Here is a 13,486-nt window from a genome sequence, read left to right as displayed (position 1 = left end):
GAAAGTTGGAAGATAATAATGAAAAAAGTATTGTTTGTGGCCTCAGAATGTACACCATTCTTTAAATCTGGAGGACTTGCCGATGTAATCGGTAGTCTTCCAAAATATTTAAATCAAACGAATCAATGTGAAGTTCGTGTCATTTTACCGATGTATGCAAGCCTGAAAAAAGAATACCGAGATATGCTTGAAGAAGAAATGGTTTACCAGACACCTGTTGGCTGGCGTTTTCAATATACACGTATATTATCTTTAGAATTAGAAGGCATTAAGTATTACTTTGTTGATAATTTACAGTATTTCGGTCGTGATGGTATGTATGGATATGAAGATGACTGTGAAAGATTTGTATTCTTTTCAAATGCAGTAATAGAATTTATCTATCGCAGTGATTATAAACCTGATATATTACACGGACATGACTGGCAAGCAGGTGCAGCTGTAGCAATTTGTAATATTAAACGACCGGTAGAAGGTATTAAGACTGTCTTTACCATCCATAATATTAAATATCAAGGTTTACTGATGTACGATGCTTTTGAAGATGTGTTTAACTTAGATAGAACACATTTTGCAGGCTTTGAATGGAACGGCATGTTAAATTTACTTAAAGCTGGTATCTTCCATGCAGATAAGATTACAACAGTTTCTCCAAGCTATGCTGAAGAAATAAAGACACCTTATTACGGAGAAGGTTTAGAAGATTTGCTGAATATGCGTCACCATGATTTAATAGGTATTGTGAATGGCATTGATGTTGATGATTATCACTCAATGAAAGATCCGTCAATACCGGTTAATTTCAAAAGTTCAATCCCTAAAAAGCAAGAAAATAAGACCATTTTACAAGAGAAAATTAATTTACCTGTCAATAAAGATATCCCTATGTACGCGATTATTACAAGAATGGTTGAACAAAAGGGACTCGATCTTGTTATGCGTATATTAGAAGAATTTGTTCAGCAAGATGTTCAAATTGTTATTTTAGGTAATGGTGATTATCGATATGAACAATATTTCCATTATTTAAGCGATAAGTATCCTGATAAAGTGAGTTTACATCTTGGATTTAATGAAGCATTTTCAAGAGAAATTTATGCTGCAAGTGATTTCTTTATTATGCCATCATTATTCGAACCATGTGGGTTAAGTCAGTTGATAGCACTTCAGTATAAATCAATACCAATCGTTAGAGAAACAGGTGGATTAAAAGATACTGTTATGCCATTTAATTATGTGACACATGAGGGTACTGGTTTAAGTTTCGCTAATTATAATGCACATGAATTACTTGACCGCTTATATGCTTCATTAGCAATTTATAGAAATAAAGAAGAGTACAAATCATTAATTAAGAATATTACCAAAGTAAATCATAGCTGGGATGCATCAGCTCAAAAATATCTAGAGATCTATTAAGGAGACTTCAATGAAAACTTATTCAAAAACAGAATTCCGTGAACGCCTGGAGATGAAATTAACGAACAAAAGAAATACAACATTAGAAGATACGACAGATACAGATTTATTCTATGCGATTTGTTCAATTTTAAAAGATGAAATCAACCAAGCGAGTGTTGAAACGAAAAAAACTAATATAGAAAGAAAAAAACGTCAAATCAACTATTTATCTATGGAATTTTTAATTGGTCGTTTAATTGAAAGTAACTTATTAAATGCAGGTTTATTAGATGTTTGTAACGAAGTATTAACTGAATTAGGACGTGATCCTAAAAAAGTTTATAGTGAAGAAAATGATGCTGGACTTGGTAATGGTGGATTAGGACGACTTGCAGCCTGTTTCTTAGATTCTATCGCGAGTCTTGGTTATTTAGGTAATGGTTTTGGTATTCGTTATCGTTATGGATTATTTGAGCAACGCATCGTCAATGGTACGCAAATTGAATTACCAGATAACTGGTTACAAGAAGTATATCCTTGGGAAACACGTAAAATAGATGAAGCGATGCATGTTAACTTCGGCGGTGAAGTATCAAGTGAAGTCGATGAGCATGGTAATTTTAAATTCACGTATCACAATCAGGAAACAGTATTAGCTGTACCATATGACGTGGGTGTAGTGGGATATGACAATGACGTTGTGAACCAGTTAAGATTGTGGAGCGCTGAATTACCATCAGACGTTATCGATTATGGCAATTATAAAAATAGATTAGAACATATGCAGAATGTTGAACGTATCTCAGGGTTCTTATATCCGGATGATTCGACTGAAGAAGGACGTTTCCTGCGTCTAAAACAACAATATTTCTTAGTATCATCAACGATTCAGACATTAATTAAACAGTTTAAAGAAAAATATGAATTACCAGTGACGCAGTTCCATGAATACCATTGTATTCAAATTAATGATACACATCCTACATTCGGTATCCCTGAACTCATGCGTATTCTAATGGACGAAGAAGGCTTAGGATGGGATGAAGCCTGGTCGATTGTTACTAAGACATTTGCTTATACGAACCATACAATCATGCAGGAAGCATTAGAAAAATGGCCAGTAAGTCAAGTTCAAAAGGTAAATCCAAGAATCTTTATGATTATTAATGAAATTAATGAAAGATTCTGTCGTGAAGTATACGAGAAACATCCAGAAATGCGCGACAAAATAGCTGATTTAGCAGTGATTAGTAATGATGTTGTGCATATGAGTAAGCTAGCTATCGTGGGCTCGTTCTCAGTAAATGGTGTTGCAGCACTTCATTCTGAAATTATTAAAGATCATACATTTAATGATTTCTACAGAATCCAACCTGAAAAATTCAATAATAAAACAAATGGTATTACGCACCGTCGTTGGTTAATGACAGCAAACCCAGGCTTAACGCATTTAATCAATGATGCAATAGGTGATGCATGGCATAAATCACCACAAGAATTAACACAGTTAATGCGTTATTATAACGATGAATCATTCTTAAAAAAATTAGCTGATGTAAAGTTAGAGAATAAGCGTGTATTAAAAGAAGTGATCTATCAAAAGACCGGTATCGAAGTTGATGAAAATTCGGTATTTGATGTACAGGTTAAACGCCTACACGAATATAAACGTCAATTGCTGAATGTATTACACATTATCTATCTATACAATGAAATTAAACGTAAACCATCAATAAAAATACAGCCAAGAACATTTATCTTTGGCGCGAAGTCTGCACCAAGTTATCATATTGCAAAAGAAATTATTAAGTTAATTCATTCTGTAGCACAAGTAGTGAATAATGATGCTGATGTAGATAACAGAATTAAAGTAGTATTTTTAGAGAACTATAATGTAACACTTGCAGAAGATATTATGCCAGCTGCTGAAATCTCTGAACAAATATCTACAGCATCTATGGAAGCATCTGGAACTGGTAATATGAAGATGATGATGAACGGTGCCGTGACACTTGGTACAATGGATGGTGCGAATGTTGAAATCGCTGAATTAGTAGGTAAGGAAAATATCTTTATCTTTGGACTAAGTTCAGAAGAAGTGATTAACTACCAGAACAATGGTGGTTATCAGGCGGAAGCTATCTATCAAACAGATGGACGTGTTAAAGGTGCGATGGATGCACTTAAAAACGAACAGTTCGGCCGTGACTTTGCATTTAATGATCTATATTATCATGTGCTTACAAATAATGATCCATATTTCTTATTAAAAGATTTTAATTCTTATGTTGATATTCACTTAACTGCGATGGCAACATATCAGGATAAGAAGAAATGGAATCAAATGAGCTTGATGAATATCCTGAAATCAGGACAATTCTCAAGTGATAGAACAATCCAGCAATATGCAACTGATATCTGGAAATTAGTATAGTAAGAGTTTGACCAATCCCGAGTGAAGGGTTGGTCTTTTTTATTTGCTGGCAGAGATATAGCGGAATCGATGGTATTAAGACTAAGATACCGCTAAAAGTACATAGTAATAGCGGAATCGATGGTATGAAGAGTGAGATACCGCTAAAGGTACAGAGTAATAGCGGAATCGATGGTATGAAGAGTGAGATACCGCTAAAGGTATAGAGTAATAGCGGAATCGATGGTATTAAGACTAAGATACCGCTAAAAGTACATAGTAATAGCGGAATCGATGATATGAAAAGTGAGATACCACTAAAGGTAGTAAGTATTAGCGGAATTACTATCTAAAAATAAACAATATCGCTATTACTTTCACTATAAATCTATTCTCTGATAATATATAATATAAATAAATGGAAGGAGTGGATAAAATGACTAAACATATCATGAGTGTCAATGCATCGATGTCTTTATATCGATCAACTTTAGTACCAGGTAAATTAAATTTATATGATGACGTCATAACTTTTGAAGCACAGGGTCCCTTGGCAGGAACTGAAGTAAAGGATACTTTTTTATTAGATGAAATTAAGAGTATCAAAAGCGGCATCTCAACAGTTCCATTCCGTATCGCGATTATGGAAAACAACGGTGAATCGTGGCTGTTTGATCAAGTGAATCGAAAGGAAGCAAAAGCATTTGTAGAAGCATATAAAGCAACCGTTGGATAATTACCTGACGGTTTTATCTTGTGTTTAACATTCTAAAAGCATCTCACCTTTATAACATGTATTATTTTATAATACATGTTATATTTAAGAAGTCGTGGTATTGTTGAAGCATTATATCAGGCTGGGGCATTCGTAATTATCGCTGACATTGATGAGGAGAATGGTCAGAAAGCATCTGAGGATGTACAAGGTCAATTTATTAAATTAGATGTAACTGATCAGCTGACTTGTAAAGCAATCATCAAAGAAATAATTGATGAGCAAGGAAAGTTTGATATATTATGTTCAAATACAGGGATTTTTCCACAGGTGATGATTGAAGACATGACTGAGGAAGATTGGGACAAAACACTTAATATTAACTTAAAAGGGATGTTTAATATAACGCAACAAGCATTAATAGCGATGAAAGAAAAGGGTTATGGTCGTGTCATTCTTACATCTTCTGTGACTGGTCCAATTACGGGTTATCGAGGATGGGCACATTATGGTGCATCAAAAGCGGGTCAGTTAGGTTTTATGAGAAGTGCTGCTTTAGAATATGCAAAGTATGGTATTACTATCAATGCAATTCAGCCCGGTAATATATTAACAGCAGGCTTGAAAGCACAAGGTGAAGATTACTTAAAAGGAACTAAAGCGATTGTACCGACGCATGAACTCGGTGAACCGATAGATATCGGATATGCTGCAGTGTTCTTTGCATCAAAAGAAACTAAATATATTACGGGTCAAAGTATAGTCGTTGATGGTGGACAAATTCTGCCTGAAGAACCTAACGGTATTTTGTAATTAAGCTAATCATTGTTATAATGAATGTAAATATAATACTTATACACTAGGGGTGCACTTCAGTGCTGAGAGGATTCATCCGACCCTTTGAACCTGTTGGTTAATGCCAGCGTAGGGAAGTGGGAAGATACCTATACCTTACGTGTATAGGTATCTTTTTAGCGAGGAGGAATAGAATGTTTACGGAACGTATTTGGCAACGTGTTGAACCTATTTGGAGTTCTTATCTTGATCATCCTTTTGTGAAAGGATTAGCGGATGGTACACTTTCAAAAGAAAAATTTCAGCATTGGTTGAAACAAGATTATGTATATTTAATTGAATATGCTAAATTAATGGCGATTGGAAGTGCTAAATCTAGAGATTTATCTACGATGAGTACATTCGCACATTTGTTGCATGGCACTTTATTTATGGAGATGGATTTACATCGTAAATATGCAGCATCTTTTGGCATATCTTCTGATGAACTTGAAGCTACTGATTCAGCTGCCACAAACACTGCTTATACGAGTTATATGCTGAATCATGCACAACGTGGAGGTGCTGAGCATGTCGTTGCATGTCTACTAGCATGCGCATGGAGCTACAATTATATCGGTAAATCATTAGCACAAATGCCTGGTGCACGCGATGAAAGTAATCTTTATCACGACTGGATAGCAACCTATTCTGGTGAAGAATTTACTGAATTAACGAATGAAGCAATCAGATTAATGGATGCGTTGACTGAAGGTAAGCCTGAAGCGGAATTAGCAGAATTAGAAGAAATGATCGTTAAGACAAGTTATTATGAATATATGTTCTGGGATATGTGTGAAAATCTTGAAACATGGCCAATCCCACAAAAATAAACCTAGGCATTTTCCTAGGTTTTTATTTTTCAAATAAAACGAGTTCTTTAACAAGTGTGCGATAGAAATCAATTAATTCTCCTGGTGTATGGAGTAAATTTGTCATATTACCGCCAATCTGATCCATATGATCCCAGCCATACATTCTAGGAACAACATGCCATATACCACGATCTATCATCACCTTTTTGTTGTAAGATTTAGGTTCGGTGAATGGACCTTCAGCAGAAATTGCTGGGACAAGTCCATCATTTTCCCACCATTCTGGTGTACCTGATATTGTACTGATCATACCTGTAAGATAGAAAGGGGCAAACATCCCGACATTTGCAATTTGATATTTCGTGAAGAAACTTTTATGTGTAGCAACAGTCGCATAACTTTTATATCGAATGTTGGGATTAATTGAAAGCTTGTTATTGATTTCCTCTGAACCTTTTAATGTTAAGTCATAAAAGCCGTTGTCAGTAGTCTGCCAAAGCTTATTCGCTCTAACACGTTTAATGTATGCAAAGTAACTTTCATCTTTTTGTTGACGTAACCCCCATTGACCAAAGCCCCAGTCTACTTTAAAGCTTGCTAAACCTTCGTTCTCAACGAGACGATAAAAAAATGATTTAATCAAATTCTTATTACCTAATCGATCTGCAATATAAGTTCCATTATGAGGTGTGCCAATTGTCGTAATTGTATTGATCATATCATCTTGTCCACCTATAAATAGAGGAGCAACTTTTAAATGGTGGGCGTTTGCATAGGCTACTTCTTCAGGACGACCAAAACGTAACATATGCTCTAATATACGAATTGTCTGTCCGCCCATACTATGACCTATGAAATGCACTTTTTTACCTGGCTGCCAATCTGGAAAAATGCCCTCATATGTCTTACCGAAACGATGATGCCCAAATTTCTTACTATGAAAAGCACCATAGTCTACACGTCCACCTTTTATATAATAATATAATTCAACAGCACGGTCATAACTTGAGGTCATAGCACCTATGCTTGCTTCATAAATATTATAGCCTTCAATATTTAATGTAGAAGTTATATTAACTTTTAAACCACCCCAATAAGGCATTAACCCATGCGGTGTATTGTCCCTTGCAAATCCCGCAAAACCATGGACTAAAATAATCGGCTCTTTGTTAATTTTTAAATCATTGTCTGCTACTTTCTCAGGTATAATCGGTGCACGTTCTGTAAGTAATGTTGTAAGACGTTTACGCATTATCAAAACTCCTTCAACAAAATAAGATCTTAAAAAATTGTTTAATATATTATATCATTTCAAAATATTTATATCAGAATCTAAAATTATATATTGACCATGACGTAACGTTATAGTTTAAAGTAACATTGTAAGGAGGTCGGATATGAATATTAAAAAAGTATCTGAATTAACAGGTGTAAGCATAAGAACTTTGCATTATTATGATGAAATCGCCTTACTATGTCCAAATAAAAAGGATAACGGATATCGTGAATATAATGATTTAGATTTAGACAGACTTCAACACATAATGCTCTATCGCAAAATGAATCTATCACTAAATGAAATCAAAGCGCTATTAAACAACAATGCAAATATGATAGATGTCCTTACAGATCAACGAACAAGATTGGAAGCGCAACAACAACAGATTCATTCAATGATTACACTAATCGACCAAACAATAAAAAGTAAGAAAGAGGGTAGTAAGATGACACCAGAAGAAAAATTTAAAGGGATTAATTTTAACGATAACCAGTATGAACAAGAAGCTCGTAAGAAGTATGGGGATAAAGCAGTAGATATATCACAAAAGAAAATTAACCAGCTTTCAGATAATGGTAAAGATCAGCTTTCACAGGAATGGATAGATATATTCGTGACATTTAATCAATTAAAAGATAAACCTATTGAAGACCAAACAGTCTTACAGCATACTGAAAAATTTTATCACTTTCTAAATAAAAATTTTGGAACTTATTCATTAGATGCCTTTTATGGATTAGGTGATATGTATATAATTGATGAACGATTTACCAACAACATCAATCAGTATGGCGAAGGACTTGGGGAATATATGAGTGAAGCAATGAAATATTATGCTACGATAAATTCTTAAAACAGCGCATCAGCTGTTTTTATTTTGCATAAATTTAACTATGCAAAATAATTATTATACGTTAAAAATAAAGTCCTTAGTAATAAATTTTTTCAAAGACTTTTAAAAATTCAGAATTTAATATAAAATGTTATTAACAAATATGAAAAATAGGTGACATGATGATAAAACCAGTAAAAATAAAAAAAGGTGATACAATCGCCATTGTATCTTTATCTAGTGGCATGGCAGGCGATGATGATTTCATATGGAGAACGAAGCAGGGCTTAGAAAGACTTGAATCTGTATTCGGGTTAAAATATAAAGTAATGCCGAATGCATTAAAAGGTTCGGAATATTTATATGCATATCCTGAAAAAAGAGCAGAAGATTTTAATCAGGCAGTTTTAGATCCAGAAGTTAAAGCAATTATTTGTACAATAGGCGGTACCGAATCAGTGCGTATTATGTCTTATATAGATGTAGAAGCGTTTAAACAGAATCCAAAGATTTTTATGGGATATTCAGATACGACAGTACAACATCTTTATTTCTATCAGCACGGAATAACAACATATTATGGTCCTGCACTGTTAACTGACTTTGCTGAAAATGTAAAGATGGATGAATATACAATCAGTCAAATATTAAATTTACTTTTTACTGATAATCCAGTTGGGCGTATATATACTTCAGAAACTGTGCGTAAATTTGGATTGTTATGGGATGAGATTGCTAAAGATTTTGAGCGAGAAAATTTACTCAATACAGGGTACGAAGTGATTAATGGCGTAGGTAAAGTTCAAGGACACTTAATAGGTGGCTGTGTTGAATCGTTAAATCATATGCAAGGCACGAAATACTTTCCAGAATTATCAGCATTTAAAGATGCGATTCTGTTCCTTGAAACATCAGAAAGACACACACATCCTGAAGTGTTAGAGCAATATATTAGAACGTATGCAGTGATGGGAATCTTTGATATAATCAATGGGATGATAATTGGTAGACCACAAGATGGTGTCTATTATGAAGAAATTAAAACAGTCTTTCAAAAAGTACTTAAAGAAATCGGCAGAGAAGATTTACCGGTATTTTATAATGCAAGCTTTGGCCATAATGAACCAAAAGGGATATTACCTTATGGCGTTCAGGCTGAACTCGATACTAACAATAAGACGTTTACAATATTAGAAAATGCAATAGAATAACCAGCGCTGGCTGGTTATTTTTTTAACTAATATTATTGATTCATTCTTTTGAAAAATCTGATAATAATATATCATTAATATAATATGTTAAGTGGGTGATGATTATGAGTAGCATACAATATACATCTCAAATCAAACAAGATGAGTATCAACAATTAGTAGCGGTATATCATAGTGTTGGATGGATGGGACATGATTTAAATAAAGTTGAACAAATATATAATAATAGCTCACATTATATGATTGCCAAAGACAATGAAACAGTAATTGGATTTGCGAGGGCATTATCTGATGGCGTATTTAATGCAGCAATTTATGATGTTGTTGTCCATCCGAATTATCAAGGACGAGGTATTGCTAGAAATCTCGTGCAGCAATTATTAGATCAATTTGAATCATTATCGTGTATCCATTTGATATCAACAACAGGAAATGAAGCGTTCTATAATAAGTTGGGATTTAAAAAACTAACAACAGCAATGGCAGTATATCATAAACCACAATTGGAAGCAGAATATACTGAATAAATTTTTTTGATATAAATTTTTTGTTATCAAACGAACAATCGAGATAATAAAAATCTAAATAATTCGCTACCTAGTACTTATATACAGAGGTGATGACAATGGATGAATTTATAAAAGAAATAATGAAACTAATTAATCAATCGACTAAATCAATCAATATTAGAATTAGTGGACATGGTGCATCTGGCAAATCTACATTCACTAATCGATTAATAGGTAAACTGGAAGATGAAACATACAATTTATTAGAGACAGATCCATATATTATTGATAGCGGCATTAGAAAATTAGCATATGCTGAATATGTGTTTAATGGACAAAAGTATAAAGAAAAAATTACGGGATGTATGCCATTAGCGCATGAACTTAATAGTTTAAAAAGAGATATATTGGCATTAAAGAATGGTATGGACATCATAACAATTGATGAACCTTGGGCACCTAGTGTCAAACTAAATGGTAATCGTAAAATTAATATCTTTGAAGGATTGAGTCTATTTTTCTTAGATAAAGCGTTATTCGATATTTCGATTGTATTTAAATGTGATGATGAAACTGAAATACTGAGAAGGCTAGATAGAGATGTCAATATTAGAGGTGGAAATCCTGAATATATTAAATCAACGCAAGCATTACGTAGAAGACAATATGAACATTTCATGATGCCTCTAGAAGCTGAATTTGATTATGTAATCGATACTTCTAACAACGCATTTATTATGGAGAAATCAATATGAAAACATGGAATGGTGCGAGTGTTATTGTAATTAATAATAATAAATTACTAATCGTTAAGTCAAAGAGTGAACAGAAATGGTCTATACCAACAGGTGGTATTGAAAAAGAAGAGACTTCCGAGGAAGCTGCAATAAGAGAAGTATTTGAAGAGACAGGTTATACCATTACAATATTAAACCATATTAAAACGCTAAGTAAATTAGTGAAAGAATATAAAGTTACCGTAGATTACTTCTTAGGAGAAGTGCATTCTGGAGAAATGTTAAATAATGATCCTGATGACGAAATTGAAGAAATAAAATGGATAACAATATCTGAATACGATGATATAGATTGGATGTATCCAGAAGATGAAATATTCATAAAAAGTTATATAAAACCGGGAGGTCAATATGTTTAATAAAGTATCTATCATTTTACCAAATAAAGAATTTATTGCTGATTTATATTTTTGGCTATTTGAAGATGAAGTACAAGAATCTTCCAAATGGAATGGACCATATTATGCGAGACCTACAACGGAGCTAACAAAAGAGGAATATGTGAACAAGCCACTGAATATAGAATATGTCTATCAATGTATTCCGAAATCAATGTATATCATCCACGAAGGACAATTTCTTGGGACTCTTCATGCAAACTGGGTGAGTGAAGAAACAAATTGGATGGAGATAGGTATTGTTATTTTCAATCCTGAATATTGGAGTGGAGGTTATGGTACTTCTGCATTCCAGCAATGGGTTGATTATATATTTAATAATAGTGATTTACACCGTATCGGGATATCAACATGGTCTGGGAATGTTCGTATGATGAAATTGGCTGAAAAAGTTGGAATGATGGAAGAGGCAAGAATTCGTGATGCAAGAATAGTTGATGGAAAATATTATGATGCGATTAAAATGGGCATGCTGAGAAGTGAGTGGGAGGTTCAAAATGATCATAAGACATGCGACAATTAATGACGCTGAACGATTAATGAATTTAATATCACATGTAGAATCGACATCTGACTTTATGTTGATGGAGCCGGGAGAGCGTAATAATAGTGTGGAGAAACAAACGAAAATGATTGAGCATTTTAATAATCAATCTAATAGCACATTATTAGTTGCTGATAATGATGGATTATGTGGTTATCTCATCGCGATAGGCAATACTTCATTACGAAATAAACATTCAGCGTATTTAGTAATAGGCGTACATCAAGATGTCAGAGGACAAGGTGTTGGGACTTTGTTATTTGAAGCGGTTGAACAGTGGGCTAAAACTGTCGGTATAACGAGATTAGAATTAACAGTTGTAACCGAGAATGAAGCAGGTGTTAAATTGTATCAGAAAAGTGGATTTGAAATCGAAGGTACAAAAAGAAGATCACTCAAAATTAATGAGAAATTTTATAATGAATATTATATGAGTAAATTATTGTAGGTGAATCTATGGTTCCACAGATAAGATTAAGATTATTAAATATTGATAAAGATATAAAATATGCTGAAAAATGGTATAACAATCGGAGAGTATTACTTGGTTCAGAAGGTATAAACGTCTCAGGTTATAACGAGTTGACAATTAGAAGAATGTACAATGATTTAAATACTAAAGGTACTGTGTTTATCATCGAAATAATGGATAAACATTGGAAACCCGTTGGAGATATAACACTTTCACTAACTACTGTACCCATAATTATTGGTGAAGATAAATATGTTGGTAAAGGGATAGCTAAACGAGCGATGAAATTACTCTTAAAAATTGCAAAGTATAATGACTATAAAGAAATAAAAGTAAGTAAAGTTTTTGACTATAATATAAATTCACAAAAGTTATTTGAAAGTCTGGGCTTTGAAAAAAGTGAATTAATAACAGGTAGTAAAGATGAATTATATTATCAATATTATTTGAAATTGTGAGTAAGAAAAGGTGTCACTTCAATAAAATGAGAACTATGTTGGACATAATTGCTTAATAGTTATTGAACTCATTATAATTAATGTTAACAATAATAATCTGATTCGATTAAATTCCGATATAAATATTTAATCATACCAATAAAAAGGTGAAATATTATGCCCATAACAATTAGAACAGCAGAAATTAACGATTTTGATTCTATATATAAAATTGATGATGAAATATATAAATCAGAATTATATTTTATTTCAACTTTAAAAGAATGGCATGCTGAAGATAAAAATAAATATAAAGAAAATTTACTGACTAAGATATGCGATCCACAGTCACAATTTTTGGTTGCAACTATGAATAATGAAGTAATTGGTTACATTGTTGCATATCGTTCGAATCGAATGAGAACCCAACATAATAGAAGCATAACAATGGGGTTAGCCTCTCATTCAAGAGGGAAAGGTATAGGTAAGCAATTATTGAGAGAAATTATATCATGGGCAATAAATAATGATTCTGTAGAGAATCTTTGTTTAGGTGTACTTTCAACAAATATAAAAGCGATTAAATTATATAAATCTTGTGGTTTTACTGAAGAGGGAAGGTTTGTTAACGAATATAAATTTGGTGAGCATTACGTTGATGATATTTATATGAAATTAAATGTAAAAAGCGTCGTATGTGAATAAATGCATACGACGTGTTTTTATTTTTGTATTAGATTAATAAGACTAGTTTTAAAAATAAATTTTTAAATAACAGTTGATAATATATATAGTTGATAATATCAACTATATATATTATAATTTTTCC

Annotated in this window: 15 protein-coding genes and 1 riboswitch; of the genes, 14 read left to right on the top strand and 1 reads right to left on the bottom strand. The window is 32.9% G+C overall.

All coding sequences use genetic code 11. The features are described 5' to 3' along the window. The first annotated feature begins 18 nt into the window (after positions 1 to 18). The 5 genes from BFS35_RS04490 (at position 19) to tenA (ending at position 6,196) form a co-directional block, all read left to right on the top strand. Positions 19 to 1,419: a glycogen synthase gene (locus tag BFS35_RS04490; RefSeq protein ID WP_170137294.1), complete on the top strand. Its 1,401-nt coding sequence runs from the start codon at positions 19 to 21 to the stop codon at positions 1,417 to 1,419. Positions 1,420 to 1,429: 10 nt separating this feature from the next. After that, a complete protein-coding gene (locus BFS35_RS04485) occupies positions 1,430 to 3,835 on the top strand; it encodes a glycogen/starch/alpha-glucan phosphorylase (RefSeq protein WP_099580843.1) in 2,406 nt (801 codons plus the stop codon). A 415-nt stretch (positions 3,836 to 4,250) separates the two neighbouring features. Further along, positions 4,251 to 4,550 carry a hypothetical protein gene (locus tag BFS35_RS04475; RefSeq protein ID WP_099577445.1) on the top strand — a complete coding sequence of 100 codons (300 nt, stop codon included), beginning with the start codon at positions 4,251 to 4,253 and terminating at the stop codon, positions 4,548 to 4,550. Between the two features lie 75 nt (positions 4,551 to 4,625). Next, on the top strand, positions 4,626 to 5,342 hold the full coding sequence (locus BFS35_RS04470) for an SDR family oxidoreductase (protein ID WP_099577446.1): 717 nt from the start codon (positions 4,626 to 4,628) through the stop codon (positions 5,340 to 5,342). 38 nt (positions 5,343 to 5,380) lie between these two features. Further along, positions 5,381 to 5,477: riboswitch (TPP riboswitch) on the top strand. 41 nt (positions 5,478 to 5,518) lie between these two features. Beyond that, positions 5,519 to 6,196, top strand: coding sequence for a thiaminase II (tenA, locus tag BFS35_RS04465; protein WP_099577448.1), 678 nt, complete (start codon positions 5,519 to 5,521; stop codon positions 6,194 to 6,196). A gap of 22 nt (positions 6,197 to 6,218) precedes the next feature. Here the strand turns inward: tenA and BFS35_RS04460 are convergent, their stop codons facing one another. Continuing rightward, positions 6,219 to 7,430: an esterase/lipase family protein gene (locus tag BFS35_RS04460; RefSeq protein WP_099577450.1), complete on the bottom strand. Its 1,212-nt coding sequence runs from the start codon at positions 7,428 to 7,430 to the stop codon at positions 6,219 to 6,221. Between the two features lie 145 nt (positions 7,431 to 7,575). Here BFS35_RS04460 and BFS35_RS04455 point away from each other — a divergent pair, with 145 nt between their 5' ends. From BFS35_RS04455 to BFS35_RS04415, 9 genes are all read left to right on the top strand, one after another. Further along, entirely contained in the window at positions 7,576 to 8,310 is a 735-nt protein-coding gene (locus BFS35_RS04455; RefSeq protein ID WP_099577452.1) for a MerR family transcriptional regulator, read from the top strand. Positions 8,311 to 8,471: 161 nt separating this feature from the next. Next, positions 8,472 to 9,500, top strand: a complete 1,029-nt coding sequence (locus BFS35_RS04450) for a S66 family peptidase (RefSeq protein ID WP_099577453.1) — start codon at positions 8,472 to 8,474, stop codon at positions 9,498 to 9,500. A gap of 104 nt (positions 9,501 to 9,604) precedes the next feature. Then, the gene (locus tag BFS35_RS04445; RefSeq protein ID WP_099577455.1) at positions 9,605 to 10,027 is read left to right on the top strand and encodes a GNAT family N-acetyltransferase; all 423 of its coding nucleotides are present in this window, start codon (positions 9,605 to 9,607) and stop codon (positions 10,025 to 10,027) included. A 98-nt stretch (positions 10,028 to 10,125) separates the two neighbouring features. Continuing rightward, a complete protein-coding gene (locus tag BFS35_RS04440) occupies positions 10,126 to 10,764 on the top strand; it encodes a uridine kinase family protein (RefSeq protein ID WP_205757142.1) in 639 nt (212 codons plus the stop codon). Then, positions 10,761 to 11,165 (top strand): NUDIX hydrolase, encoded by a 405-nt coding sequence (locus BFS35_RS04435; protein WP_099577459.1) that lies wholly within the window; start codon positions 10,761 to 10,763, stop codon positions 11,163 to 11,165. The genes BFS35_RS04440 and BFS35_RS04435 overlap by 4 nt, the downstream gene beginning before the upstream one ends. Continuing rightward, on the top strand, positions 11,158 to 11,727 hold the full coding sequence (locus tag BFS35_RS04430) for a GNAT family N-acetyltransferase (protein ID WP_099577461.1): 570 nt from the start codon (positions 11,158 to 11,160) through the stop codon (positions 11,725 to 11,727). Before BFS35_RS04435 ends, BFS35_RS04430 begins: the two co-directional genes overlap by 8 nt. Beyond that, on the top strand, positions 11,702 to 12,196 hold the full coding sequence (locus BFS35_RS04425; RefSeq protein ID WP_099577462.1) for a GNAT family N-acetyltransferase: 495 nt from the start codon (positions 11,702 to 11,704) through the stop codon (positions 12,194 to 12,196). Before BFS35_RS04430 ends, BFS35_RS04425 begins: the two co-directional genes overlap by 26 nt. Positions 12,197 to 12,204: 8 nt before the next feature. Then, positions 12,205 to 12,678 (top strand): GNAT family N-acetyltransferase, encoded by a 474-nt coding sequence (locus tag BFS35_RS04420; RefSeq protein WP_099577464.1) that lies wholly within the window; start codon positions 12,205 to 12,207, stop codon positions 12,676 to 12,678. Between the two features lie 156 nt (positions 12,679 to 12,834). Next, positions 12,835 to 13,362, top strand: coding sequence for a GNAT family N-acetyltransferase (locus BFS35_RS04415; protein ID WP_099577466.1), 528 nt, complete (start codon positions 12,835 to 12,837; stop codon positions 13,360 to 13,362). Positions 13,363 to 13,486 lie beyond the last annotated feature (124 nt).

The sequence above is a fragment of the Macrococcoides goetzii genome (assembly GCF_002742385.2).
Lineage (GTDB): Bacteria > Bacillota > Bacilli > Staphylococcales > Staphylococcaceae > Macrococcoides > Macrococcoides goetzii.
Note: the sequence above shows the minus strand (reverse complement) of the source record. Positions and strands in the feature narration are given on the sequence as shown.